This is a genomic window from Stenotrophomonas sp. STEN009, from assembly GCF_056760395.1.
On the sequence record NZ_JBRRES010000018.1, the window covers coordinates 38,522 to 63,902 of the forward strand.

A 25,381-nucleotide genomic window follows, 5' to 3' on the forward strand; every position below is an offset into this window, starting at 1 on the left:
CCCGACCTGCGGAGCCTACGGCAAGCGCAATGAGCGACGAACAGAACACCCCGGTAAACAATGGCAACTACGACGCCAACAGCATCACCGCCCTGGAAGGCCTGGAGGCTGTCCGCAAGCGTCCCGGTATGTACATCGGCGACGTCCATGACGGTACCGGCCTGCACCACATGGTGTTCGAGGTGGTCGACAACTCCATCGATGAGGCGCTGGCCGGTCATGCTGACCATGTCGCGGTGACGATCCACGCCGACGGTTCGGTGTCGGTCTCCGACAACGGTCGTGGTATTCCGGTCGGCAAGCATGAGCAGATGAGCGCCAAGCTGGGCCGCGAAGTCTCGGCAGCCGAAGTGGTGATGACGGTCCTGCACGCCGGTGGCAAGTTCGACGACAACAGCTACAAGGTTTCCGGCGGTCTGCATGGTGTGGGTGTCAGCGTGGTCAATGCGCTGTCGCAGAAGCTGCTGGTGGACGTATTCCAGGGCGGCTTCCATTACCAGCAGGAATTCAGCAACGGCGCTGCCGTCAGCCCGCTGGCCAAGCTGGAAAGCACCACCAAGCGCGGCACGACCGTGCGCTTCTGGCCGTCGACCGTCGCGTTCCACGACAACGTCGAATTCCACTACGACATCCTGGCCCGTCGCCTGCGTGAGCTGTCGTTCCTGAACTCCGGCGTCAAGATCGTGCTGGCGGACGAACGCGGCGATGGCCGGCGCGACGACTTCCACTATGAAGGCGGCATCCGCAGTTTCGTCGAGCATCTGGCCCAGCTGAAGACGCCGCTGCATCCGAACGTCATCGCGGTCAGCGGCGAATCCAACGGCATCACCGTGGAAGTGGCGCTGCAGTGGACCGATTCCTACCAGGAAACGATGTACTGCTTCACCAACAATATTCCGCAGAAGGATGGCGGCACCCATCTGGCCGGTTTCCGCGGTGCGTTGACCCGTGTGCTCAACAACTACATCGAGCAGAACGGCATCGCCAAGCAGGCAAAGATCAACCTGACCGGCGATGACATGCGAGAGGGCATGATCGCGGTGCTGTCGGTGAAGGTGCCCGATCCCAGCTTCTCCAGCCAGACCAAGGAAAAGCTGGTCAGCTCGGACGTGCGTCCGGCCGTGGAAAGTGCCTTCGGCCAGCGTCTGGAAGAGTTCCTGCAGGAGAATCCGAACGAAGCGAAGGCGATCGCCGGCAAGATCGTCGATGCCGCGCGCGCGCGCGAAGCGGCCCGCAAGGCCCGTGACCTGACGCGCCGCAAGGGCGCGTTGGATATCGCCGGCCTGCCGGGCAAGCTGGCCGACTGCCAGGAGAAGGATCCGGCGCTGTCCGAGCTGTTCATCGTCGAGGGTGACTCGGCAGGTGGTTCGGCCAAGCAGGGTCGCAACCGCAAGAACCAGGCGGTGCTGCCACTGCGCGGCAAGATCCTCAACGTGGAACGTGCGCGCTTCGACCGCATGCTGTCGTCAGACCAGGTCGGCACGCTGATCACCGCGCTCGGTACCGGCATCGGCCGTGATGAGTACAACCCGGACAAGCTGCGTTACCACAAGATCATCATCATGACCGACGCCGACGTCGACGGCGCCCATATCCGCACGCTGCTGCTGACGTTCTTCTACCGTCAGATGCCGGAGCTGATCGAGCGCGGCTACGTCTACATCGGCCTGCCGCCGCTGTACAAGATCAAGCAGGGCAAGCAGGAGCTGTACCTGAAGGATGATCCGGCGCTGGACAGCTATCTGGCCAGCAGCGCGGTGGAGAACGCGTCGCTGGTGCCGGCCGCCGGCGAGCCCGGCATCGAAGGCGTTGCCCTGGAGAAGCTGCTGCTGGCCTACGCGTCCGCGCAGGACGCGATCGAACGCAATGCGCATCGCTATGATCGCAACCTGCTCGAAGCGCTGGTCGACTTCATGCCGCTGGAACTGGACACCCTGCGCAATGCCGGCCAAGGCGAAGGCCTGGACGCGCTGGCCAGGCGCCTGAACCAGGGCAGCCTGGGCAGCCCGCGTTTCAGCCTGGAACTGCAGGAGGCCAATGAACAGCGCCCCGCGGCCGTGCTGGTGACCCGACGTCACATGGGCGAAGAGCACATCCAGGTGCTGCCGCTTTCGGCCCTGGAAACCGGCGAACTGCGCGCGATCCACCAGGCAGCCAAGCTGCTGCATGGCCTGGTACGCGAGGGGGCGACCATCACCCGCGGTGCCAAGTCGATCGAGGTCGATTCGTTCGTCAAGGCGCAGAACTGGTTGCTGGATGAAGCCAAGCGCGGTCGCCAGATCCAGCGCTTCAAGGGCCTGGGTGAAATGAATCCGGAACAGCTGTGGGATACCACCGTGAATCCGGATACCCGCCGCCTGCTGCAGGTACGCATCGAAGACGCCGTGGCCGCCGATCAGATCTTCAGCACCCTGATGGGCGATGTCGTCGAGCCGCGTCGCGACTTCATCGAAGACAACGCACTGAAGGTCGCCAACCTGGATATCTGACACAATCGGGACGTGGCCGGTGCGCGGGGAGGCGCGCCGGCCCTTGCCCCTTGATCGCAGGTATCTGATGTCCGCTTCCGCTCCGGTTTCCGCACCGCCGCCGGTTCCGCCGGCGACCGCCGCCCCCCGCGCCGCTTCGCCGCTGGCGGGATTCTTCATCGATCTGGGCATCGCCGCCGTCACCCTGTTCGGCCTGAGCCTGATCAGTGGCCTGTTCTGGGGCCTGTACCGCGGAATGATGGTCGGCTACGCAAACGCGAAGGCCAACGGCGCCGCACCCGATCCCGGCACCCTGACCGAAGCACTGGGCCAGCCGGGTGCCCTGGCGCAGATCCTGATGGCGCTGTTCGCTACCGGCGGCGCGGCCCTGCTGCTGTATTTCTGGCGACGACCGGCCAATGCGGCCGAACGCCAGGCATCGCGCGACGCGCTGCGCCGCCCCTCCACCTGGGGCTGGACGCTGCTGGTGGCCACGCTGATCGTAGTGGGCAGCAACGGCATCGCCTTCCTGTCCCGGCAGTTCGGCATCGAACCGGTGCCGACCAACGTGGAACTGATGCAGAACGCGGTCGCGCGCTTTCCGCTGTTCCTGATGCTGTTCGCGGTGGTGCTGGCGCCGGCCTACGAGGAACTGCTGTTCCGGCGCGTCCTGTTCGGGCGCTTGTGGCAGGCCGGTCGCCCCTGGCTGGGCATGATACTGAGCAGCCTTGCCTTCGCCCTGATCCATGAAATTCCCGGCACCAGCGCCAACGGCCCGGCCGAGATCGCCCAGCTGTGGCTGGTCTACGGCGGCATGGGCGCTGCATTCTGCTGGCTGTACCGCCGTACCGGAACGCTGTGGGCGGCCATCGCCGCACATGCCCTGAACAATGCCGTGGCACTGGTGGCGCTGGTGTTCTTCGGCGCGACGTAACGGCTGTCCGCTTGACGAAAGATTAAGCAGCGACGATACACACTGCGCTCATGAACACGGGGGTGGACCCATGAAACAACTGCTGCTGGCCCTTGTCATCACCACCCTGGTCAGCGCCTGCGCGACCACCACATCGCCGACCGGACGGCGGCAGATGATCGGTGGCGTCTCGCAGGCACAGCTTGACCAGCTCGGCGCGCAGGCGTTCGCCGAGACGAAGCAGAAGGAAAAGATCAGCACGGACGGCCGGCAGAACGGCTACGTGCAGTGCGTGGTCAACGCGCTGGTCGCCCAGCTGCCTCCACAATACCGTGGCGTACGGTGGGAAACCGCCGTGTTCGTCGACAAGGAACCCAACGCTTTCGCCCTGCCTGGCGGCAAGGTGGGCGTGAACACCGGCATCTTCACCGTAGCCAGGAACCAGGACCAGCTGGCGGCCGTGATCGGCCACGAGATCGGCCATGTCATCGCCCGCCACCACGAGGAGCGCATCACCCGGCAGATGGGCGCGCAGACCGGCCTGGCGGTACTCGGCGCACTGGCCGGCGCTGCCTATGGCGAAGGCGCGGCCAGCACGGTCAACCAGCTCGGCGGCATGGGGGCACAGACGGCGTTCCTGCTGCCGGGCTCGCGGACCCAGGAAAGCGAGGCGGACGTGATCGGCCAGCGGCTGATGGCGCAGGCCGGCTTCAACCCGGCGCAGGCGGTGGACCTGTGGCAGAACATGATGGCCGCCAGCGGCGGACGCAGCCCGCAATGGCTGTCCACCCACCCCGATCCGGCCAACCGGATCCAGGAGCTGCGACGTGATTCCCCTGCCCTGATGCCGGTCTACCAGCAGGCGCAGGCGGCCGGACTGCGACCAAAGTGCGGATGAGTGCGCAGTTTCATGCTGTATTGCAGCACATAAAACGATTTCTCACGCCATCTGTTTCTGATACGTTTGGCGGCTCAGATTTTTCTGACAGTCCGACTTTGCCGCTATCCGGCGGTTCGATCGAGGTGAACGATGATTTTCCGTAAACACAAAGCTGTGCTTTCCGTCCTCGTCGCGACCGCCCTGACCGGCGCCGTGGTCACCGATGCGCTCGCGCAGTCCTCGCGTTCCTCCGACCGTGGCAACCGCGGCGGCAGCAGCAAGCAGGCCAAGGCCGAACCGCTGTACCCCAATGCGACCCGCCAGGAGCCGGCGGCCAAGTCCTCGGCCAAGATGGGTGGCAAGCTGCAGAAACTGGTAGACAGCTACAACAAGGAAAAGTTCCCGGAGACCCGCACCCAGGCCGACGCGATCCTGGCTGACAGCGCCGCGAACGAGTACGACAAGTCGCTGGCCGCGCAGCTGGCTTCGCAGGCCGCCTACCAGACCGACGATGTCGCCGCCGCCATCGCCTACCTGAAGCAGGTGCTGCAGTTCAACGGCCTGGACAACAACGGCCACTTCCAGTCGATGCTGATGCTGGGCCAGCTGCAGCTGCAGGAAGACCAGACCGCCGAAGGCCTGGCCACCCTGGACAAGTACTTCGCCGAGAGCAAGTCGACCAAGCCGGACGAGCTGATCGCCAAGGGCCAGGCGCTGTACCAGCTGGAGCGCTACCAGGAAGCGATCCCGGTGCTGAAGCAGGCGATCGCCGGCTCCACCGAGCCGAAGGACAGCTGGAACCAGCTGCTGATGGCGGCCCTGTCCGAGGCCGGCCAGACCGGTGAAGCCGTGCAGGCCGCCGAGGCCCTGGCGGCGAAGAACCCGAACGACAAGAAGGCGCAGCTGAACCTGGCCAACATGTACATGCAGGCCGACCAGATGCCCAAGGCCGCCGCGGTGATGGACAAGCTGCGCAGCAGCGGCCAGCTCACCGAAGAGCGCGAGTACAAGCAGCTGTACTCGATCTATGCCAACACCGAGAACAAGGAAAAGGACGTCATCGCGGTCATCAACGAAGGGTTGCAGAAGGGCATCCTGAAGCCGGATTACCAGGTCTACCTGGCGCTGGCCCAGTCCTACTACTACTCCGACCAGGTGCCGCAGGCGATCGATGCGTGGCAGAAGGCCGCCCCGCTGTCCAAGGACGGTGAGACCTACCTGAACCTGGCACGCGTCCTGCATGCCGAAGGTCGCGTCCCCGAGGCCAAGCAGGCCGCCCAGCAGGCGCTGGCGAAGGGCGTGAAGAACCAGGCTGATGCCAAGAAAATCATCAACCTGAAGTAAGTAGGAATAACGCCTGAACGCCTGCTCAGTTGATGCGCAGGCGCTCAGGATTGGTATAAGCTTGGAGGTTCCTGCGGTGTCATGCACCGCTGATCAGGGATTCCGCCCCCGGCATCCCGGCCCCACTATTGAGCTCTTGGCGCATGACGGAACAACTAGTCGTTCACCGGTACGAACAACCCGATGACAAGGGGCTGAGCTGGCCTCGCATCGTCGGCATCGCGTTTGTAATCGCCCTGCATCTGGCCGCCTTCATGATGCTTCTGATCCCTGCCGTGGCTCCCAAGGCCGCTGCGGAGAAGGAACGCAATGTGATGGTGACCATCGTCGACGCACCGCCGCCGCCGCCCCCGCCGCCGCCGCCGCCGCCGCCGACAGATACTCCGCCGCCGCCGGTGAAGAATCTGTCGCCGCCGAAGCCGTCGCCGGTCCCGCCGCCGCCGCAGGCGCCGGTCGTGGACGTGCCGGAACCGCGTCCGAACGATATCGTCACTCCGCCGACCCCGCCGTCGCCGCCAAGCCCGCCGGCGTCGATCGAGGCCAGCGTGGACATCTCGTCCAAGGCGATGAATCCCCCGCGTTATCCGCCGGCAGCATTCCGCGCAGGTATCCAGGGTGAAGTGATCCTGATCATTGATGTCGATGCCAGCGGCAACGTCACCAATGTCACGGTGGAAAAGTCCAGCCGTAACCGCGACCTGGACCGTGCTGCGATGGAAGCAGCACGCAAGTGGCGCTTCAACGCCGCTGAATCTGGCGGTAAGAAGACGGCAGGTCGCGTTCGCGTCCCGGTCAACTTTGCGCTGAACTGATGCGTTCGGGTGGCTTCGGGCCACCCCCGCTCCAGTTCGATTGTTTAGCTTAGCTACACCCTTTATCACCACACACAACAAAGGTAAGCGTCATGCTGCAGGAAATTTTCATCGCCGCTGCTGCCGGGGGCAATCCGTCCAACGCCCTGTCGCAGATGGGCTTCGAGCACCTGATCCACGAAATGACCACCAAGCCGGGTGATTTCGCTGTTTCCTGGGTCGTGCTGCTGACCCTGGTGATCATGTCGGCCATGTCCTGGTACTGGACCGTCATCAACATCTTCCGCGCCACCCGCCTGAAGAGCGCTGCCGATCGCGTCGTCAGCCTGTTCTGGGACACCCCGAACGCACAGGACGCCATCCGTGCGATGGAAGAGCAGCCGGCTTCGGAGCCGTTCTCGAAGATCGCCCTGGACGCTGCCCAGGCAGCTGCCCACCACCAGCGCGCTGAAGGCGGCGGTACCGGTGGCCTGGGTGAGAACCTGAGCCGTTCGGAATTCGTCGACCGCGCCCTGCGTCAGGCCGTCACCCGCGAAAGCAACAAGCTGCAGTCGGGCATGACCCTGCTGGCCACCGTCGGCGCGACCGCTCCGTTCGTCGGTCTGCTGGGTACCGTGTGGGGCATCTACGGCGCGCTGATCAAGATCGGTGCCACCGGCTCCGCTTCGATCGACGCCGTTGCCGGCCCGGTGGGTGAAGCGCTGATCATGACCGCGATCGGTCTGTTCGTCGCGATCCCGGCCGTGTTCGCCTTCAACTTCTTCAGCAAGATCAACAGCGCGACCATCAGCAAGTTCGATACTTTCGCGCACGACCTGCACGACTTCTTCGCCACCGGTTCGCGCGTCCGCTGATTGCGGCGCGCTTCCACCCGCGACGAAGCAAGTAGTCATCAAGATCTAGACGGAGCCCGTTATGGCTTTCAGTAGTGGTAACAGCGGCGGCCCCATGGCCGACATCAACGTTACGCCCCTCGTGGACGTGATGCTGGTGCTGCTGATCATCTTCATCATCACGGCGCCCCTGATGTCCCACAAGGTCAAGGTGGATCTGCCGGAAGCCAACCTGATCCAGAATCCGGATGACGCCGAAAAGCGCTCCGGTCCGATCACCCTGGCAGTCAAGGAAGACGGCTCGATCTACTGGAACGACGAAGAAATCACCAAGCAGACGCTCGAGTCGCGCTTGGCGACCGCCGCCCAGCAGACCCCGCAGCCGCCGCTGAACCTGCGTGGTGACCGCACCACCAAGATGCGCGTCATCAACGACCTGACCAAGGTCGCGCAGGAGCAGGGCATGCTGGACGTCGGCTTCGTCGCGACCAAAGAAAAGGGGCAATAAGCCATGGCATTCAGTAGTGGTGGTGGCAAGGGCCCCATGGCCGACATCAACGTCACGCCCCTCGTGGACGTGATGCTGGTGCTGCTGATCATCTTCATCGTGACCGCGCCGATCATGACCTACCCGATCGCCGTGGACCTGCCGCAGCGCGTGCTCAACCCACCGCCGCAGCTGGTCGAACCGCCGCCGCCGATCGAACTGAAGATCGACGCCAGCAACCAGGTCTCGTGGAACAACAGCCCGATCAGCACCAGCGAGCTGCAGCAGCGGATGGAACAGGAGGTCCAGCGTGACCCGACCAACCAGCCGGAACTGCGGATCGATGCAAGCCCGGATTCCGAGTACGACGTGATGGCCAAGGTTCTGGCTGCCGCGAAGAATGCTCAGATGAAGAAGATCGGCTTCGTACAGCAGTAAACGCAATACCGCAACACAACAGTCATGACGCGACTGCAGACGCCCCTGGAGACAGGGGCGTCTTTTTTTTGTGCCTGCGAAGCCCGACGGGGTCAGATCCCTTTCCCTGCGGAAAAGGGATCTGACCCCCTCTGACTTCACGCGCCCGCTATGATCGGCGCATGCTCGCCCTCTTCGACTCCCTCCGCCACTGGCTTGATGGCATTGCCCACCTGGGTTCGATCCTGGCCGTGGCCTACCTGCTGTACCTGCTCGCGCTGGCGGGCTGGATCATGCTGCAGAAGCGCGAACCGGTAGCCACGCTGAGCTGGATCCTGTCGCTGGCCCTGCTGCCCTACCTCGGCCTTTTCATCTATTACCTGCTCGGTCCGCAGAAGGTGAAGCGGCAGCGCCTGCGTCGTGGCCGCGCGCGATCGGGGATGGAGCATTACAGCGACGTCTGCCCGCCCGATGCCGATTGCACCGAGCTGGCCAAGATCGCCCAGGCCACCACCGGACTGGCGCCGAGCAGTGCCACCGAAGTGACCTGGCTGGTCGATGGCGCGGCGACCTATGCCGCGCTGCTGGAAGCGGTGGCGCAGGCGCGTGACCACGTGCATCTGGAGTACTACATCTTCAATCCCGACCATGCCGGAACCGCACTGCGTGATGCCCTGGTCGAACGTGCCCGCGCCGGCGTGCAGGTGCGGCTGCTGCTCGATGCAGTGGGCTCGTCCGCGGTGCCGCGACGCTTCCTGCAGCCGCTGCTCGACGCCGGCGGTGAAGCGGTCTGGTTCCATCCCCGCCAGCTGCTGAAGCCCTTCAAGCGACCGTGGCTGAACCTGCGCACCCACCGCAAGCTGGTGATCGTCGATGGCCGCCTCGCCTTCACCGGCGGCATCAACATCACCGATGACGAGGACGAGAGCCGCAACGCCGACGCCTACCGCGACCTGCACATGCGCATCAGCGGTCACGTAGTCCGCAGCCTGCAACTGGTGTTTGCCGAGGACTGGCTCTACGCCAGCGGTCAGGACCACTCGCATTTCGACATCGCGCGGATGTGGCCGGCGGACATGCCGCTCCGCAGCGAAGGCCCGATCAACGCACAGGTGCTGGTGTCCGGCCCGGACTCGGGCTGGGAGACCATCCACCGGCTCCACGTGGCGGCCATCCAGGAAGCGCAGGAGCGCGTGTGGCTGGTCACGCCCTACTTCGTGCCGGGCGAAGCCGCGCGGATGGCGCTGACCTCGGCCGCGCTGGGGGGACTGGACGTGCGCCTGCTGGTGCCGAAGATGAGCGATTCCTGGTTCGTGACCCAGGCCGCACGGTCCTACTTCGACGAGCTGCTGCACGCCGGGGTGAAGATCTACGAGTACGGCCCCCGCATGCTGCATACCAAGGCCTTCATCGCCGACGACGATGTCTGCATCGTCGGCAGCGCCAACTTCGACCATCGCAGTTTCCGCCTGAACTTCGAACTGTCGATGATGATCAGCGACCGCGAGCGGGTGGCCGCCCTGGCGGGCCTGCTGGAGGCCGAGTTCGAGCGCGCTACCCGCGTGCACGACCAGGCCGCGGCCCGCTCGCTGTGGCTGCAACGCCTGCCCGAGGCCTTCGCGCGCCTGGCCTCGCCGCTGCTGTAAGGCGGCGCTACACTGCGGCGATCATCCGGGGAGCCTGACTATGTACTGGTTGTACCTGCTGCCGGCGCTGGGCTGTTTCGCCTTCGCGCTGAAAACCCCAAGCCCGGGGCTGATGGCGCTGGCGCTGCTGGCGGCCCTCGCCTTCCTGCTGGCCTGGGTGCGTGGCCGCTACGTGGCCCGGTTCGGTGATCTGCAGAGTGATCCCTCAACCCTGATCGATGCCGACGAGCTGCGCCGCCTGCGTGAGCAGGCCGAGGCCCGTGGCGCGGAACAACGCGACGAACACGATCCGTCCCCTCTTTCCAAGTAGTACCGTTCGATGACCCAGCTCAGTGTCAACGTCAACAAGATCGCCGTCCTGCGCAATTCGCGCGGTGGTGCCGAACCCGATGTGGTGCGTGCCGCCCAGGCCTGCCTGGATGCCGGCGCCCATGGCATCACCGTGCATCCGCGACCTGATCGACGCCACATCACCGCCGAGGACGTGCTTGCGCTGTCCATGCTGACCCGCGTCCGTGGCGTCGAATTCAACATCGAAGGCAATCCCTTCGCACCGCCACGCGACGGCTACCCGGGACTGCTGCCGCTGTGCGCGCAGACGCGTCCGGCGCAGGCCACCCTGGTGCCGGACGGCGATGGCCAGATCACCTCCGACCACGGTTTCGACTTCGAGCGCGACGGCGAGCGCCTGCGTCCGCTGGTGGCCGAGCTGAAGGCGATGGGCTGCCGGGTCAGCCTGTTCGTCGATGCCGGCAACCCGCTGCTGGAACAGGCGGCCGAGGTCGGCGCCGATCGCATCGAGCTGTACACCGGACCCTATGCCGAAGCGCACGCCGCAGGCGACGCCGCAGCGATGCTGGGGTTGTTCGCCACGGCCGCGCGCCGCGCGCAGGCCGTTGGGCTTGGTGTGAACGCCGGCCATGATCTGTCGCAGGACAACCTGCGTGACTTCCTGGCGAACGTGCCGGAGGTGCTGGAGGTCTCGATCGGGCATGCGCTGATCGGCGAGGCCCTGTATGACGGGCTGGATGCGACCGTTCGGGGCTATCTGGCGCTGCTCTGAGGTAGCGCCGGACCCTGCCCGGCGGGGCCAATACTGTTGTCGCAGCCGCTGAGACGGCAGCGGCGTAAGCTACCCACATGGGTATCGCGATCAAAGGCCGAGGGTCCAGCTCCCACCTTGCCGGGCGCTTCGAGAGCACCGTCAGCGAGGCGGTGGACGACGGCTGGGACGTGGATGAAAGCGAAGAGTTCGCGGCCCCCCGTCTGCGCACCGAGGTACGCGCTGAAACCGCGCGCAGCATCATCAGCCGCAATACGTCCCCGGACGTAGGCTTCAGCCAGTCGGTCAATCCGTATCGTGGCTGCGAGCACGGCTGTTCCTACTGCTTCGCGCGCCCGTCGCATGCCTATCTGAACCTGTCGCCGGGCCTGGATTTCGAGACCAAGCTGTTTGCCAAGACCAATGCGCCGCAGCTGCTGCGCAAGGAGCTGTCCCGGCCAGGCTACGTCCCGCAACCGATCGCGCTCGGCATCAACACCGATGCGTACCAGCCGATCGAGCGCAAGTTCAAGCTGACCCGTCAGTTGATCGAGGTGATGCTGGAGACGAAGCATCCGTTCTCGCTGATCACCAAGAACGCGCTGGTCGAGCGCGATATCGACCTGCTCGCACCACTGGCAGCAGAGAACCTAGTCAGCGTGCATTTCTCGGTGACCTCGCTGGATCCACGCCTGTCGGCGAAGCTCGAGCCGCGCGCCTCCGCACCGCACGCACGCCTGCGCGCGATGAAGCGTCTGCACGAGGCGGGCATTCCGGTTGGCGTGATGGTCGCGCCGGTGATTCCGTGGATCAACGACAGTGAACTGGAAAGCGTGCTCGAAGCGGCCCACGAGGCGGGTGCGCGTACTGCCGGCTATGTGCTGCTGCGCCTGCCTCTGGAGGTTGCACCGCTGTTCCGCGACTGGCTGGACGCCCACCATCCGGATCGCGCCGCGCACGTGATGAGCACCATCCAGCAGCTGCGCGGTGGCAAGGACTATGACAGCCGCTTCGGCACGCGCATGCGGGGCCAGGGGGTCTATGCGGATCTGTTGAACAACCGCTTCAAGCTGGCGCGCAAGCGCCTGGGCTTCGACGCCCAGAACAGCCACTGGCCGAAACTGGATTGCAGCCGCTTCCAGAAGCCGCTGCCGCCGAAGGTGGATTCGCCGCAGGGGTCGTTGTTCTGAAGTAGTGCGCTACTGCGGAACGCATATGGAAAACCGTGATCGCGATCTGCGCCTCGGCGACGGATACGACATCGCGACTGCACACATCGCTCTGTTCAACTGTGTGAACTCCAGATTACTATCCACTTCCTCCTGAACCCACGGTTCAGGCGAATGCGACTCCAGATCCGGCAACACAAGGAATAAAAGCGAGCATGAAGCTCCGTTCGAAAGGCGTGTCTACCACCGCCGCACTTCTGCTGCCCGTGCTGATGTCGGGCTTCCTCCTGGCTCCTCCTGCGTCCGCGAAAAAGGCAACCAGGATCTTCTATCAGAACAACAACGGGGACTCCGGAATCAAGGATCTGGACAAGATCACCGTTACCCGTATGCGTGGTCCATCAGTTGGCACTTCAGGTGTCATCTCGATTGGCATAGGGGTGTCCTACCACTCGGACGCGTCGATGCCTGCCAGGACAGCGGTGGAACAGGAAACCGACGATCGTCGTGATGACTGCGGCGAGCGCAAGGGCAACCCCGTCGTGCTCTACACCGGCAACAAGGTCGAAATCGAACGGGACTTCACCGTTGGTGGGGAGATGGGCCTGTACCTGGAGCGCACCTACAACCATCACTGGAGTGCTGCGGGCCTGTTTGGCAACCACTGGATCAGCAACTTCGACTACAGCATCGCATTCTCGAACGCGCAGAAGACGGCCTGGGCACAGCGGCCGGACGGTCGCAGGCTCAAGTTCGTCTGGAGCGAAGCGAACGGGCGCTGGAACGAGGATCGTGCCAAGCCGATCGCCTACCTGACAAAGAACAGCGATGGCAGCTTCACCCTGTACAACGAGGAGCTGGGCAGCGAGCGGTACGACGCCGCTGGATACATTACCGAGCTTCGCAATGAGCAGGGCGTCTTCTGGACATTCACGTACAGCGACAAGTATCTGCAGAAGGTTACGCATTCCTCCGGCCGCAGCATTCAGTTCGTCTGGTCCAACGGATCGCTGACACAGGTCAAGGATCCTGCGGGCAACGTCTACCAGTACACCTATACCCCGAATGCGTTCGGCACGGGGCGTGCGCGTCTTGCCAGCGCAACCCTACCGGGTTCGCCGCAGACCACGATCAGCTACCACTACGAGGACGCGCGATATCCAGGTGGCTTCACCGGCAAGTCCTACAACGGCGTGCGCTACTCTACTTTCGCCTACGATGCCAACAGGCGAGCAACGCTCTCGGAACATGCCGGTGGTATCGAGCGGCACACCTTCAGTTACGCCATCGAGAGCAGCGCGCCGGTGGCGGTCCCTCCAGCGCCAGTGCATCCAGGCGGCATCCGGGGCAACGAAGAGACGGGCTGGTGTGAGTACAGACCGGGCCAGGGCAATATCTGCATCCAGCCCCGGTCCTTGCCCGGCGGCCCAGTTCAAATCGCCGCCGACCCGAGCGCCCAAGGCGTGCTGTTGGCCGCCGCCGGGGAGCGGACCCGTCCGGTCAAACTGAAGGTCAGCGAGACCAATCCACTCGGTCGCACCACAACGTATGCCTATGAGGACGGACGCCAGGTGTCGGTGACCGGCAACCGATCAACGACCTGTCCCGCCAGTTACAAGGAACGCACCTACGATGCCAATGGCAATCCTGACCTCGTTCACGACTTTGTCGACAACGTAACCGATTTTGATTACAGCCCCGATGGCAATCTGCTGAGGAAGGCCGAGGCCGTTGGCAGCGCTGCGGAACGTGTCACGCTCTATCAGTGGGATGCGGCGGGACGGCATCTGCTGAAGGAAACGCGGGTTGGTGATCGCGAGACCAGCTTCAGCTATGACAGCCGCGGTAACGTCAGCTCGGTCACGACACGAAATCTCAGTGCTGCCGGCGTCAATGGTCAGGCCAGAACCACTCAGTACACGTATACCTACCACGCCAATGGACTGACGGCTTCCGTCAAGGAAGATGGCCCCTTGGCGCAGGACGACATCACGTCCACCTTCAATGCGAAGGGAGATCTGTCCAGTGTCACCAACGCGTTGGGGCACAGGGTGACGTACGCCGCCTACAACGAACTGGGGCAGCCGGGCCGTATCACCGGACCCAATGGCGATGTCCGTGAAATCACCTATGACGCTCGCGGCCGTGTTCTGGTAGACCGGATCAACACAGGGTCCGGTTGGGCAACGACCACAACGACGTACAACGCGACGGGCGACATTGCCAGCATCACCACACCTGTGGGAATCAAGACGCTATACAGCTACGACGCTGGCCGGCGCCTGATGAGCGAAGTTCAGCCGATTGGGGACGGCAACTGGCTGTGGACGCGTCACACGTATGACACCGCATCCAATCGCACACGCACTGAAATCGCGCAGACGGACTATTCCAGCGACAGCGTTGTCAGGGGCGTAATCGACGAGGTCACCCACGACGCGCAATGGAACTGGTTCGTGCGAGGCTGGGCCTGCTCCTCGGGATCGGCTTCGTCCATCCAGGTTGATGGCTATGCGGAGGGCGGAACCTATCTCGGCAGCGCACAGGCGAACCTCGCCAGCGAGAGCCAGGTAGCGTCCGCGTGCCAGGCAACAGGAAACGCATATCGATTCCAGCTCCCCCTCACGCTGGAACAGCGCCAGCAGCTGGGTGGGAAAAAGATCACGCTCTACGGCCACTCTCCGCTGGGCGCGCAGTACAACCGAGCTCTGGACAACTCCAGCACCTTCTCCATTCCCACCGCGCACATCATCGGTGATGTTGCAGGGATCATGAATGATGGGAACTGGAACTATTCCGTGCAGGGATGGGCCTGCTCGGTAGGAGTCAACGCCGCGACCACGGTTCATGTCTACGCAGGTGGACCTGCAGGGAGCGGCACCTACCTCGGCAGTGTGACCGGTATGTTGATCCCGAATGACGATGTGAAAGAGGCTTGCCAATCACAAGGCTCTTACTGGTTCGGACTTGCATTGGATGCAAATACACGAAGCGTTCATGGCGGAAAGCCGCTTTATGTTCATGGCATCTCTCCCTGGGGCGGCCCCAACCTGGCCATCAATCGGTCCGGCACGTTCACCGTTCCAACCATCTCGCGTACTGCTGAGCTGGTGCAGGCGTCAGCCGGCCCAGAGCACATCTTCAATGGTGAAACGTCCACGGTGACGTTCCAGTTCCGGAACACCGGCAACGTTGTCTGGAACCCCGGTGACACCTACTTGGCGCTGACGACGTTGCGGACGAGTCAATCCGTGGGGCTCAACAATACGGTGGCTCCTGGTGCCGTCGCGACCTTCACCATCAACGTCTCGCCGGTCAACAGTGGCAGCGGAGTTGCCCAGTTCCAGTACTTCGGGCAGCTCGCATCCGGTGCAACCGCCTGGGGACCTAAGGGACAGGTAACGATCAGAGCCGAGAACCATACAGGAAGCTGCAACCTGATCTTCTGTGAACAACCCCGCTAAGGAAAGCCAAGACCATGTCCACAATTGCTTTGGCCATGATGGGGCTCAACACCATCGTCTCGGCCGTGAACTACGATTACGACGAGCTGGGAAGGCTTGTCGCCGAGCGTAATGATCAGGGGCGCAATGTGCGCTATGCCTATGATCTGGAGGATCGGCTGGTGCAGACCACCGATTCCCAGAACCGGGTGAGCCGATACTCCTATGATCCACTGGGTCGATTGCTCGTACAGACGGATGCGAATGGCGGAACGACACGCTTTGCCTACGACAAGGGTGACCGGCTGGCATCTGTGACCGATCCCCGCGGCCTGGTAACGACCTACCAGACCGATGGATTTGGACAGCTATGGACGCAGACCAGTCCGGACACGGGTCGCACAGACCACGAGTACAACGCGGCGGGCCAGCGCATTGCGACGGTTCTGAACGACGGCAGCACCGTCGGTTACGGGTACGACGGGCTGGGCCGCTTGACCAGCCAGAATGCTGAGGGGCAGCAGCAGACCTATACGTACGACAACTGCGTGAACGGCAAGGGGCGTCTGTGTGCCCATTCGGCTCCAGGTGCAAGCGCGCGCTTCACGTACAACGCCGCAGGACAGCTGGTAAGCCGGACTGACCAGCTTTCGCAGGCGAACACCCTGAGTGAGGGAACTGTCAGCTACACCTATGACAGTATCGGGAGGAACAGCACCGTCACCTATCCCGATGGCACGCTCGCGAAGTACGTCTACAACAGTAGAGGCTTTCCGCAGTCCATGACCCTTACCAAGGGCACGGTGACGCAACAGATTATTGGATCCAGCGTCTACTCGGCCCTGGGAGCGCGGCAACGCATGCCCTTTGGCAACGGCCTGGCGCGCAGCTACGCGTTCGATCAGGGCGGCCGCCTGGAGGCCCAGGCGGTGCGGAATCAGCAGACCACCGCTCTCAGCCGCACGTCATACCGCTACAACGGCGACAACGAGATCATCAAGATCAACGACGATGTGACGAGCAACCTCAGCCAGGTCCTGGGCTATGACGCACTGGGACGCCTGAGTACGCTGACACGAGCTGGCATTGCCTATACGCTTTCCCATGACGCGGGTGGGAACTACACCGCGCTCAACGCAAAAACAGAGGCAACCCGCTACGTCATCGACGCAAGCAGCAACCGGATGCTGCAGTTCATCAACCAGGATGGCACCCGTACGTATCAGTACGATGCGCTCGGCAACAGGATCAGCGAAACATCGGGCAGCCGCATCTCGACGTTCACCTACGGCCCGTTCAACCGGATGATTCAAAGCAACGTAGGCGGGCAACGAACGGACTATCTGCTCAATGCCCAGGGGCAGCGCGTGGGCAAGAGCAGCGCGAGCTCGACCAGTCGCTACTTCTATGCAGGTCAGAACCAGCTTCTGGCCGAACAGACCGGAAACACCTGGACGAACTACCTGTGGTTCGGTGGTGAGCTGGTTGGCATCGACAGGAACGGGTCGGTGAACTTCGTTCACAACGACCATCTGGGGCGGCCGGAATATGCGACCAACAAGGCGCAGCAGGTGGTGTGGAAGGCATACAACTATGCGTACGGTCGCAGCGTCCTGAAGGACGATATCGGTGGGCTCAACATTGGTTTCCCGGGGCAGTACTACGACAGTGAGAGTGGGCTCTGGTACAACGGATTCCGTGACTATGACGCGAGCGCCGGGCGCTATGTGCAGAGCGATCCGATTGGGTTGGCGGGTGGGGCCAATACCTACGCCTATGCCAATGGCAACCCAGTAAGCCTTGTCGACCCATTGGGGCTGGAATGGGTAACCATCGGATATGACTATCACGCTGTATCAAACTATGGCACATGGTGGCTGAATCGCCTGAACGACAGAGTCTCGCATGGAATGGAATCAAACATTCCGGGATCCAATCCCAATGAGTTTTTGAATACAAAGAGGGACGTCATTCAGGAGTGGAAGATTGATTGTCCTGAAGGTGAGAAGAAAAGCGGTGAGCGCCGTCGCGAGATAAGGGAAGGGACGCAGCGTAGAATCACGCAAAAATTCGTTTATGGCCCGGATAGCTGGGCAGTTGGTGGCTACTCCTACCATTGGAAACCAGGCGTGCCAAATCAAACCAACATGACTATCGTGGAGCTTATGCAAAAATCCGGAGTGGGGCCATGAGGGCTGAAGGCACGAGCAAGTCTAGTACTACGATTTGGCTGATGTTATGGGGCTGGATGGATATCATTGGTTTGGCATCTATGGTGGGAGCAAACGTCTACCAGGGGCGGGTTCCATTTCTTTCGGACATATCGGATGCGATCAAAGCGCAGCAAATGTATGGAAGCGCATTTCCAGTCATTGTTTCTGCGGTGAGCGTAGCTCTACTGGCTTCTTTTGTTGCGTCCGGATACCTGTTGATCAAGGGGAGGAATGCAGGGCGACACCTCGCTTTTATTCAATCTCCATTTAGAATTCTTCTGTTCATGCCGTCGCTATTTTTTCTGGAGTACACGGGCGCTTTCAAACAGCACTCGTGGGCCCTAGTTGCAGCCCTGGTGCTCACAGAGCTTGCAAAGCTATGGTCGATCAGGCGCCGTCCAGCCTCTGACTAGCTGGATGGCGAATGAGAAGTATGGGGTTGCTGATGCCGGGCTCCGCAGTCTCACATGTTGCCTGGTATTTGCGATTTTCCATAAATAAGTCCCACGCAATTAATTCCATCAGGTCAGGAGAAGGTCGCTCGGCCGTTATCGAACTACTCGGTACCTGGATATGCAAGTGCTGTTGCAGAAGCTGCTCCCACGGTATGCGAGCGAGTTCTGCAGCGGTACTTGGAAGGAGCGCCTGTGGGTTGAGTTCATCACTCAGCATCGTCCACAGCAGAACGGGATGGTCGAACGGGTTATTCGGGCACTCAAGGAGCAGTGCGCGCGGCGACATCGCTTCGAGGGCCATATCCGCGACCTACGGCTAATCGCCGGTCGAATTGTCTTCTGCAACCAGCAGTGACCTCATCAGGCCCTCCACATGATGACCCCAGATGCGGCCCATGCTACTGCGTTAACTGCATGGAGAAAAAATGAGCAATTTGCTATTCAGCGCTCTCATCAATCTGCTGGGATTCGTTGGTCTTGGCGCAGTAGGTATTCTCCCGCTCCGTTCATGGCTGGAGCTGGAGGCTAGCCATGAAACGGAGCTAGGCGACTAGGAATCGAGCGATCTTTTTATCGATGCTGGCTGTTACCAGCGCAGCCCTCTGGAGTGCGCTGCAGATCCTGCGACATCTCTTCAACTGCCTCACCGGGGAATACTGTGGTCCAAACGTCGGAAGCGGATGGAGCTATCTGGCGACACTGGGGGCAATCTACGCACTGTTCGAGATGTTGGTCCTGACAACGCACGCAACGCTCAGAAGCAGGGGCTGACTTGTCGGTTTGTACTTTCGGTCTACCTCGATTTTTCGGAAAGACAAAAGCTGCCGATGCAAGCGGGATGGACCAGATGAGACCCCGATCGCGGTGACAATAGGGTGCATTCATGGAAGCTGCGACCACCAGCTATGGAAGAAACATCAATCAGGATCTGGAAGAAAAATGTGAATAATGCCAAGTTTGTAAAGATCTTTCTTTTGACGGCGAGGGCTACAAGTGTCGGCGCCTTGGTCTATTTCTACAGTAGGGCGTCGTCGCTCTACCGTCTTGTCAGAGAGTGCCTTGATCATGTGGAGGACGTTCCTGCGTTTGAAGCCTGCAAGCGTCATCCGGACTCAATTCAGTTTGAGCTCATTGGCATGACGGTGGCGTTCTTCGCGATTCTTGCGCTGACAAACTGCAAGATTCTATCTGCGGAAAAGTAAGGGAAAACAGAGTCATCTCCGATCTCGGAAAGAGACGGCAGTTGGGGAAGTGGATGGTAAAGACCAAATCGTTTTTCCGGTCGCTGCTGTACGTGGCGGTGGCTGTCCTGATAGGTGCGACCTACCTCTCAATGGGCCGTTCGATAGGAGGCGGAGATTGGAATGGGAAGCCAACGGAAGCAGAGTTGCGCGGGGCTGCCAGGACGTTCGTGCTGCCTTCTGGATTCCCTCCGACTGATGTCCAGATGCTGCAGAAGGTCACCTTCCTGGCGGTGGTCTTCGACGCTGAGCTCGAATCTGATCCAGAGCAGGTCGCTGCCTTCTTCTTGAAGCAGGCAGCAGAGAACAAGTGGCAAGTGAAAATGGACAGACAGCAGACCGACTACCGCCTGATGGTGTTCTGCGATGGCCGCTTGGCACGCTCGGTGGAGCTGACCGTCAGGGGGCGGATCGTCAAGCTGTATGGCGGGATCTACTGGGAGTCGAACAGGAACAGCGACATGTATTGCTCGACGGCTCTCCAGTAGGCAATGGCAGAATCACAGACCTGCCAGAACATATTCGGGGCTGTCCGTGACGTCTCACCCAGTACCGAACTACTTCTGCGCGCTTCTGCAATCAAAGCAGCACACAACAATTCTGGCGCATTGGCGGCTGCGGCTGTAGTGGGAGAGGAGATATGCAATTGAAATCCCCATTCAAATTTTCATGCCCCAGTTGTGGTGCTCCGAGGCAGGGCTTTCCGCTTCGCCGTTCGATCGAGAAGAAGGTAAGGACCGAATGCAGTAGCTGCGGAACCGAAATCGTTTCGGAGCTGGGCCACGTTAGATATGCAATCTGCTACGTAATCGCTTTGGTTTCTGTGGCGCCCATTGGTATTGTCCTTGTTGCGGGAATTTTGACCGCACAGTGGCTATGGGTAGCTGCAGCACTCATCCTTGCCAGCCTCATTTGGACTCCGACCATGCTTTTCCATTCGCGGAACGCTAAAGTGCCCATCGCCGACGGGCGACCGGAGCGATATGGGCGAACGCACACGCCAAGCACGTAGCTCCGAAAAGCTCCGTAAAAGTGCCGGGCTTCTTCTTAGCCGTTGCAGCTGCTGTCGTCGGAATCCACGCCGGCTGATGTTGTCCTCGCCGGGCCGTTGCGGCCACGCTGCGCCCTCATGTTGCGCGTTGTCGAAGGTCCCTCCTTGCGCTCTGGACATGAACTCGGCATTCGACCTAGAAGTGAAGGCCCAATGCCCAAACGCCGAAGTGGTCTACGACGCCACAGTTGGAATCCGGAGATGTCTGGCTTTCCTCTGGTCTAGGAGGGGGAGCCTGCGGTGGACCTCATTGGGACGTTCAGTCCCCCAATGAGGACTACATCTATCCTGTGGAAGAAGGCGCTGATTAAATGCTGAAGCTGGAAATTGAATCTTTGAGGTTCTATTCACGCCTGGACGAGGATGCATTCTTCTCCAGGTTGAACCAGATTTCAGGCGTGGTGTCTGTTGAAGGATTCCTCAGGACGATCAACGTCTTTGTTGATCCATCGGCTGTGGATGAGGACGGCATGAGGGAGCTGATCTCGCTGTTCCAACGCTATGGAATAGACATGCGCCAGCTGCGGGAACTGGAGGCTAAAGAGTTCAGCTCATGGATGCGGAGCAGATCCGCCTACTGGTTCAAGTCAATGTATCCGGACCAATGAGCGTTTGAGATGAGGATCTTCCCTTGGCTCGGTATCGCGCTCCTGTGAATGGTTCCATTGGACGTCATATGGTGTTCTGCGATGGCCGCTTGGCACGCTCGGTGGAGCTGACCGTCAGGGGGCGGATCGTCAAGCTGTATAGCAGGATCTACTGGGAGTCGAACAGGAACAGCGACATGTATTGCTCGACGGCTCTCCGGACGGTGCGATCAGCGCCTGTGGATAACGGCCTAGACGCGCTTCTGGCCGAACAGACAGGCAGCACCTGGACGAACTACCTGTGGTTCGGTGGTGAACTGGTTGGCATCGACAGGAGCGGGTCGGTGAACTTCGTTCACAACGACCATCTGGGGCGGCCGGCGTATGCGACCAACGCCTCGCAGCAGGTGGTATGGAAGGCATACAACTATACGTACGCTCGCAGCGTCCTGAAGGACGACATCGGTGGGCTCAACATTGGTTTCCCGGGGCAGTACTACGACGGCGAGAGTGGGCTGTGGTACAACGGATTCCGTGACTATGACGCGAGCGCTGGGCGTTATGTGCAGAGCGATCCGATTGGGTTGGCGGGTGGGATCAATACGTATGCCTATGTCGGAGGGAATCCGGTTAGCCGAATTGATCCATTCGGGTTAACGCAATGCGATATCGATGCTGCATTTGCCCTCGCAAAGACGATGAATCCAGATATCAAGTTTGGAGCCGGTGCGCCAAAGGCCGATATACCGCGCGGCGGCGTTGAGGGGGAGGCACAACTGCGGGGAGGTGACGGATATATTCACCTCAACGAAAGGTACTTGGATGTGCTTGATTGGAGTGGTGTCTATAATTTGCTTGACACGATAATTCATGAAGGGCTGCACTTCACTCGCCCGATAGGGTTGCAAGAGAAGTCGAACAGCTACGATCATCGATATATTAGCCCTGAGGCAACTCGGCGAGCACGTGAGCAAGTCTACGATTTCAACAAAGGGCGGAAGTCGCAGTGCGGGTGTGACCAATGATCTTGCTGGCTAGAATCCTGTTGCTAGTTCTTCTTGTTGCATCCTGCACAACTCAAGGGGGCGTCAGGGCGAGTGAGAGTCACGAGTGCATCATCGTTGATGATGCAGAAATTGTGACGTTATCTCTTGATGGGTTGAACGAGTTCGAATCGAATTTGTGGGCTGCGAATTCCGGTCACCAGCTCCGATCCGGCTCAAGCTCTGTTCTATCCTTGAGAATCTTCTCCGAAAGGGAAGGCGTTGCTGATTCGCAGTATTTCACGAAAATAACGGGTTACCCGAGTAGTGCCGACGCTCTAGGGATGAAGAAGCTTCGCTTGGAAAATGGACATTTTTCGAGTGGATGGTCTGGATTTGCGTACAAAGCTGACTCCTGGACTTCCGACGAAATTTCCGTTGACATAAATCCATTGCCTGGCCGCGAAGGTGTCGTGGAAGTTACGGGTATGATTGGCGCGGCAAATTCCTATAGACGAGAGAAGAAGGAATTTGATCTTCATTTCACCTGCAAGCTAGCCAAGCGCACGTTGACAGAACTGAGTCCATGGCAAGGCGGCGCTGGTGATATCTGGCGCTTTTTTTATCCGTAGGCAAGGTCGGGTAGCTGATTGGCCGGGTAGGCTCAATGCCCATCTTGCGACACACCTCGCTAACCGCCATGCACAGCTCGACCTGCTTGAGCGCGTACGCAATCTGCTCCTCGGTGAAACGGCACTTCTTCATCGCCTGATTCCTCGTGATCCACGGGGCCCATGCGGGGCGAAGTCTCTACTTTACGGTGGCCCTGTTTTCTGGGGGGGGGTCAAACTTCAACTCAGTCACAGGTCTGACTAAAGGAATCCGGAACATGCTACGAGGAAATGCTAAGTTGTCGGACGCGAACGAAGTCGCAAAAGGGATAAAAGATAACGTAACGGACCCTGCATCGCCCTGCGATTGTGGAAAGTAAAAATTATGAAAACACTTTTCTGGCTTGGCATGGCATTTCTATTGATGCTTCCGGTGAACTTCCTCGTGGTGACTATTGGCAGAATTCTGTCAGGCGAGGCCTGGGGAGAGAAGGACATGGTAGGTCTTGGCATGGCGATATTCGGAGTAGCGGCGGCCGTCATTCTGTATAGACGGCGCTCGCTCGGAAGCTCTCGACGACAAGGCAATCGTTGACGCTGATGTCAGTCGTCCGCTGTGTCGCCTTTTCCTTACGCCGCGTACCGGATGTATTGCTCGACGGCTCTCCAGCAGGCGCTGGCAGGACCACCGACCTGCCAGAACCTATCCGGCGATGTCCGTGATGCCTCACCCACCCCCAAACAACTTCTGCGCACTCTGGAACAGGATCCAGCTCGTCGCGATGAACTTGTCGCCGCCCTGCGGCCGATTGCCGCGATGGGTGTGGGTGAAGGCGGTCGGGGCGATCAGCAGGCTGCCGGTACGCGGTGCGATCTTGCGGCCCTGGAACAGGAACTCGGTTTCGCCTTCGTCGAATCCATCGTTGAGGTACAGCGTCCACAGTACATGCCGGTGCAGCGTTTCGGCCTGCGCATCCTTCGGGTACAGCTCGCAGTGCCAGTACGGGTAACCGCCTTCGCCTGCGGCATACCACTGCAGGTTGATAGCGCCCGGGCGCAGGCAGGTGCGCGCCAGGTCGGCCAGCTGCTGCTCCGGCATGTCGGGGAAGTCCTCGGCCGACAGGCGTCGCGGCTGACCGTCGCTGTCCTGGATCTGCAACATCAACGGTGCGATCAGCGCCTGTGGATAACGGCGTAGATAAGTCAGCAGGCCCTTGAACACGGCCTGCTGCAGCTGTACGTCGACGTCCTGCCAGCCCTCCAGGCCACTGATGCGCAGGTCCTTGCTGTGCTTGAGTTCCGGGAACACGCCGCTGCCGACGGCACCTGGCATCAGGCCGCGGGTGGCACGCAGGCGCTCGACGATGGCAGCACAGACCTCCGTGGGCACCGCGTTGTGGATGACTTCGATGAAATCGACCGGGCCCTGCTCGTGCATGCGTGCATTCCTTCGGCGGCAAGGGCTTGATGGTGCCGTTTGCCGCCGTCGGTGTCACCCCACGGTCATGTCATCGAACTGCCATGAGCGTGGCCGCAGCGCGCCGCTCAGGCCTGTGCGGCGTCGTGCTGGTGGTGGTAGCGCACCGCCTCGGCCACTTCCTCGCGCGAGCCGAGAAACACCGGCACGCGCTGGTGCAGCTGGTCGGGCTGGATGTCGAGGATGCGCTCGCGGCCGGTCCAGGCGGCACCGCCGGCCTGCTCGACCAGCAGGCCCATCGGGTTGGCTTCGTACATCAGGCGCAGCTTGCCGGCCTTGGACGGATCCTTCCGGTCCCACGGATAGATGAAGATGCCACCGCGCGTCAGGATGCGATGCACATCGGCCACCATGCTGGCGATCCAGCGCATGTTGAAGTTCTTGCCACGCGCACCTTCCTTGCCGGCCAGCAGATCGCCGACATAGGCCTGCATCGGTGCTTCCCAGTGGCGCTGGTTGGACATGTTGATGGCGAATTCCTGGGTGGCCGCCGGAATCTGCATGTTCTCGGTGGTCAGCACGAACTCGCCCTTCTCGCGATCCAGGGTGAAGGCATGCGTTCCGTGGCCCACGGTGAGCACCAGCTGGGTGCTCGGCCCGTAGATGCAGTAGCCGGCCGCGATCTGCTTGCTGCCCGGCTGCAGGAACGCGTCATCGCCCGGCAGTTCGACGTTGGTCGGGCAGCGCAGCACCGAGAAGATGGTGCCGACGGAGACGTTGACGTCGATGTTGGAGCTGCCATCGAGGGGATCGAACAGCAGCAGGAAATCGCCACGCGGGTAGATGTCCGGCACCGGCTGGCTGTGGTCCATTTCCTCCGAGGCGCAGGCGGCGAGGTGGCCACCCCAGGCGTTGGCTTCGAGCAGGATCTCGTTGCTGATGACATCCAGCTTCTTCTGCGCCTCGCCCTGCACGTTGCCGGTACCGGCGTCGCCGAGCACGCCGCCGAGGGCGCCCTTGCTGACGGCGATGGAGATGCTGGTGCAGGCGCGGGCGACGACCGCGATCAGCTGACGCAGGTCGGCATTGATGCGGCCGGCGTGCTGTTCCTGGATCAGGAAGCGGGTCAACGAGGTACGGGACATGGGCGGACAGGTCTCGGCAGCGGGAAAACGCCTATTGTCGCCCGTCTGGCCGCTGCGTGCGTGAGCGCGGGAAGGCGTAATCGTTTCCAGATGCGTTGCGCGCGTGGCCATCCTGCATCGCCTCCCCTTCCCACGCGCTTCAGGGTTCGCCGCGAGCGCGGAGGGTGTGGCAAAGGCAAAGCAGGTGCAAAAACAAAGGCGCCTTCCGGCGCCTTTGTCTTCAA

The 25,381-nt window shown here is 61.3% G+C and carries 22 protein-coding genes and 1 pseudogene; 19 read left to right on the top strand and 4 right to left on the bottom strand.

The genetic code is table 11. The annotated features are described in order from the left end of the window. The first annotated feature begins 29 nt into the window (after positions 1–29). The 15 genes from gyrB (at position 30) to ACVOMM_RS10375 (ending at position 18,080) form a co-directional block, all read left to right on the top strand. A complete protein-coding gene (gene gyrB / locus ACVOMM_RS10305; RefSeq protein WP_065174070.1) occupies positions 30–2,489 on the top strand; it encodes a DNA topoisomerase (ATP-hydrolyzing) subunit B in 2,460 nt (819 codons plus the stop codon). A gap of 67 nt (positions 2,490–2,556) precedes the next feature. Then, positions 2,557–3,402, top strand: a complete 846-nt coding sequence (locus ACVOMM_RS10310; protein WP_053517218.1) for a CPBP family intramembrane glutamic endopeptidase — start codon at positions 2,557–2,559, stop codon at positions 3,400–3,402. Between the two features lie 70 nt (positions 3,403–3,472). Further along, positions 3,473–4,279, top strand: a complete 807-nt coding sequence (locus ACVOMM_RS10315; RefSeq protein WP_053517217.1) for a M48 family metallopeptidase — start codon at positions 3,473–3,475, stop codon at positions 4,277–4,279. A gap of 132 nt (positions 4,280–4,411) precedes the next feature. Next, on the top strand, positions 4,412–5,605 hold the full coding sequence (locus ACVOMM_RS10320) for a tetratricopeptide repeat protein (protein WP_053517216.1): 1,194 nt from the start codon (positions 4,412–4,414) through the stop codon (positions 5,603–5,605). 143 nt (positions 5,606–5,748) lie between these two features. Further along, positions 5,749–6,417, top strand: a complete 669-nt coding sequence (locus tag ACVOMM_RS10325; protein ID WP_053517215.1) for an energy transducer TonB — start codon at positions 5,749–5,751, stop codon at positions 6,415–6,417. Between the two features lie 92 nt (positions 6,418–6,509). Continuing rightward, positions 6,510–7,271 carry a TonB-system energizer ExbB gene (gene exbB, locus ACVOMM_RS10330; protein WP_053517213.1) on the top strand — a complete coding sequence of 254 codons (762 nt, stop codon included), beginning with the start codon at positions 6,510–6,512 and terminating at the stop codon, positions 7,269–7,271. 61 nt (positions 7,272–7,332) lie between these two features. Beyond that, positions 7,333–7,758, top strand: a complete 426-nt coding sequence (locus tag ACVOMM_RS10335; RefSeq protein WP_053517212.1) for an ExbD/TolR family protein — start codon at positions 7,333–7,335, stop codon at positions 7,756–7,758. 3 nt (positions 7,759–7,761) lie between these two features. Continuing rightward, entirely contained in the window at positions 7,762–8,175 is a 414-nt protein-coding gene (locus ACVOMM_RS10340) for an ExbD/TolR family protein (RefSeq protein WP_053517211.1), read from the top strand. Between the two features lie 161 nt (positions 8,176–8,336). Further along, positions 8,337–9,800 carry a cardiolipin synthase gene (gene cls / locus ACVOMM_RS10345; protein WP_481526192.1) on the top strand — a complete coding sequence of 488 codons (1,464 nt, stop codon included), beginning with the start codon at positions 8,337–8,339 and terminating at the stop codon, positions 9,798–9,800. A 40-nt stretch (positions 9,801–9,840) separates the two neighbouring features. Next, entirely contained in the window at positions 9,841–10,110 is a 270-nt protein-coding gene (locus tag ACVOMM_RS10350) for a hypothetical protein (protein WP_481526193.1), read from the top strand. 9 nt (positions 10,111–10,119) lie between these two features. Then, on the top strand, positions 10,120–10,863 hold the full coding sequence (locus ACVOMM_RS10355) for a pyridoxine 5'-phosphate synthase (RefSeq protein WP_481526194.1): 744 nt from the start codon (positions 10,120–10,122) through the stop codon (positions 10,861–10,863). A 77-nt stretch (positions 10,864–10,940) separates the two neighbouring features. Continuing rightward, complete coding sequence (locus tag ACVOMM_RS10360) at positions 10,941–12,032, top strand: PA0069 family radical SAM protein (RefSeq protein ID WP_053517206.1); 1,092 nt, start codon at positions 10,941–10,943, stop codon at positions 12,030–12,032. Positions 12,033–12,226: 194 nt separating this feature from the next. After that, entirely contained in the window at positions 12,227–15,475 is a 3,249-nt protein-coding gene (locus tag ACVOMM_RS10365; RefSeq protein ID WP_481526195.1) for a DUF6531 domain-containing protein, read from the top strand. A 14-nt stretch (positions 15,476–15,489) separates the two neighbouring features. Next, positions 15,490–17,646: an RHS repeat-associated core domain-containing protein gene (locus ACVOMM_RS10370; RefSeq protein ID WP_481526196.1), complete on the top strand. Its 2,157-nt coding sequence runs from the start codon at positions 15,490–15,492 to the stop codon at positions 17,644–17,646. Beyond that, complete coding sequence (locus ACVOMM_RS10375) at positions 17,643–18,080, top strand: hypothetical protein (RefSeq protein WP_459062588.1); 438 nt, start codon at positions 17,643–17,645, stop codon at positions 18,078–18,080. The genes ACVOMM_RS10370 and ACVOMM_RS10375 overlap by 4 nt, the downstream gene beginning before the upstream one ends. 959 nt (positions 18,081–19,039) lie before the next feature. Here the strand turns inward: ACVOMM_RS10375 and ACVOMM_RS10380 are convergent. Next, the gene (locus ACVOMM_RS10380; RefSeq protein ID WP_155760128.1) at positions 19,040–19,189 is read right to left on the bottom strand and encodes a hypothetical protein; all 150 of its coding nucleotides are present in this window, start codon (positions 19,187–19,189) and stop codon (positions 19,040–19,042) included. Between the two features lie 188 nt (positions 19,190–19,377). Between ACVOMM_RS10380 and ACVOMM_RS10385 the strand changes: the two genes are divergently transcribed. The 4 genes from ACVOMM_RS10385 to ACVOMM_RS10400 all read left to right on the top strand — a co-directional run bounded on the left by ACVOMM_RS10385 (position 19,378) and on the right by ACVOMM_RS10400 (position 22,616). Continuing rightward, a complete protein-coding gene (locus ACVOMM_RS10385; protein WP_461289122.1) occupies positions 19,378–19,851 on the top strand; it encodes a hypothetical protein in 474 nt (157 codons plus the stop codon). An 874-nt stretch (positions 19,852–20,725) separates the two neighbouring features. After that, positions 20,726–21,022: a hypothetical protein gene (locus ACVOMM_RS10390; RefSeq protein WP_460256141.1), complete on the top strand. Its 297-nt coding sequence runs from the start codon at positions 20,726–20,728 to the stop codon at positions 21,020–21,022. 44 nt (positions 21,023–21,066) lie between these two features. Beyond that, positions 21,067–22,026, top strand: coding sequence for an RHS repeat-associated core domain-containing protein (locus ACVOMM_RS10395; RefSeq protein WP_481526197.1), 960 nt, complete (start codon positions 21,067–21,069; stop codon positions 22,024–22,026). Beyond that, on the top strand, positions 22,023–22,616 hold the full coding sequence (locus tag ACVOMM_RS10400) for a hypothetical protein (RefSeq protein ID WP_481526204.1): 594 nt from the start codon (positions 22,023–22,025) through the stop codon (positions 22,614–22,616). The genes ACVOMM_RS10395 and ACVOMM_RS10400 overlap by 4 nt, the downstream gene beginning before the upstream one ends. 34 nt (positions 22,617–22,650) lie before the next feature. Here the strand turns inward: ACVOMM_RS10400 and ACVOMM_RS10405 are convergent. From ACVOMM_RS10405 to ACVOMM_RS10415, 3 genes and pseudogenes are all read right to left on the bottom strand, one after another. Further along, positions 22,651–22,749 (bottom strand): annotated as a pseudogene (locus ACVOMM_RS10405) (transposase); the annotation flags it as partial. A gap of 573 nt (positions 22,750–23,322) precedes the next feature. Then, complete coding sequence (locus tag ACVOMM_RS10410; protein ID WP_074902476.1) at positions 23,323–24,033, bottom strand: 2OG-Fe(II) oxygenase; 711 nt, start codon at positions 24,031–24,033, stop codon at positions 23,323–23,325. 107 nt (positions 24,034–24,140) lie between these two features. Continuing rightward, entirely contained in the window at positions 24,141–25,157 is a 1,017-nt protein-coding gene (locus tag ACVOMM_RS10415) for a class 1 fructose-bisphosphatase (protein ID WP_053516088.1), read from the bottom strand. Positions 25,158–25,381: the final 224 nt, after the last annotated feature.

Excerpts from the sequence above, each read along its gene's own strand:
- gyrB (WP_065174070.1), top strand. The coding sequence starts at position 30 with ATGAGCGACGAACAGAACACCCCGGTAAACAATGGCAACTACGACGCC.
- ACVOMM_RS10310 (WP_053517218.1), top strand. The coding sequence starts at position 2,557 with ATGTCCGCTTCCGCTCCGGTTTCCGCACCGCCGCCGGTTCCGCCGGCG.
- ACVOMM_RS10315 (WP_053517217.1), top strand. The coding sequence starts at position 3,473 with ATGAAACAACTGCTGCTGGCCCTTGTCATCACCACCCTGGTCAGCGCC.
- ACVOMM_RS10320 (WP_053517216.1), top strand. The coding sequence starts at position 4,412 with ATGATTTTCCGTAAACACAAAGCTGTGCTTTCCGTCCTCGTCGCGACC.
- ACVOMM_RS10325 (WP_053517215.1), top strand. The coding sequence starts at position 5,749 with ATGACGGAACAACTAGTCGTTCACCGGTACGAACAACCCGATGACAAG.
- exbB (WP_053517213.1), top strand. The coding sequence starts at position 6,510 with ATGCTGCAGGAAATTTTCATCGCCGCTGCTGCCGGGGGCAATCCGTCC.
- ACVOMM_RS10335 (WP_053517212.1), top strand. The coding sequence starts at position 7,333 with ATGGCTTTCAGTAGTGGTAACAGCGGCGGCCCCATGGCCGACATCAAC.
- ACVOMM_RS10340 (WP_053517211.1), top strand. The coding sequence starts at position 7,762 with ATGGCATTCAGTAGTGGTGGTGGCAAGGGCCCCATGGCCGACATCAAC.
- cls (WP_481526192.1), top strand. The coding sequence starts at position 8,337 with ATGCTCGCCCTCTTCGACTCCCTCCGCCACTGGCTTGATGGCATTGCC.
- ACVOMM_RS10350 (WP_481526193.1), top strand. The coding sequence starts at position 9,841 with ATGTACTGGTTGTACCTGCTGCCGGCGCTGGGCTGTTTCGCCTTCGCG.
- ACVOMM_RS10355 (WP_481526194.1), top strand. The coding sequence starts at position 10,120 with ATGACCCAGCTCAGTGTCAACGTCAACAAGATCGCCGTCCTGCGCAAT.
- ACVOMM_RS10360 (WP_053517206.1), top strand. The coding sequence starts at position 10,941 with ATGGGTATCGCGATCAAAGGCCGAGGGTCCAGCTCCCACCTTGCCGGG.
- ACVOMM_RS10365 (WP_481526195.1), top strand. The coding sequence starts at position 12,227 with ATGAAGCTCCGTTCGAAAGGCGTGTCTACCACCGCCGCACTTCTGCTG.
- ACVOMM_RS10370 (WP_481526196.1), top strand. The coding sequence starts at position 15,490 with ATGTCCACAATTGCTTTGGCCATGATGGGGCTCAACACCATCGTCTCG.
- ACVOMM_RS10375 (WP_459062588.1), top strand. The coding sequence starts at position 17,643 with ATGAGGGCTGAAGGCACGAGCAAGTCTAGTACTACGATTTGGCTGATG.
- ACVOMM_RS10380 (WP_155760128.1), bottom strand. The coding sequence starts at position 19,189 with ATGATCAAGGCACTCTCTGACAAGACGGTAGAGCGACGACGCCCTACT.
- ACVOMM_RS10385 (WP_461289122.1), top strand. The coding sequence starts at position 19,378 with ATGGTAAAGACCAAATCGTTTTTCCGGTCGCTGCTGTACGTGGCGGTG.
- ACVOMM_RS10390 (WP_460256141.1), top strand. The coding sequence starts at position 20,726 with ATGCTGAAGCTGGAAATTGAATCTTTGAGGTTCTATTCACGCCTGGAC.
- ACVOMM_RS10400 (WP_481526204.1), top strand. The coding sequence starts at position 22,023 with ATGATCTTGCTGGCTAGAATCCTGTTGCTAGTTCTTCTTGTTGCATCC.
- ACVOMM_RS10410 (WP_074902476.1), bottom strand. The coding sequence starts at position 24,033 with ATGCACGAGCAGGGCCCGGTCGATTTCATCGAAGTCATCCACAACGCG.
- ACVOMM_RS10415 (WP_053516088.1), bottom strand. The coding sequence starts at position 25,157 with ATGTCCCGTACCTCGTTGACCCGCTTCCTGATCCAGGAACAGCACGCC.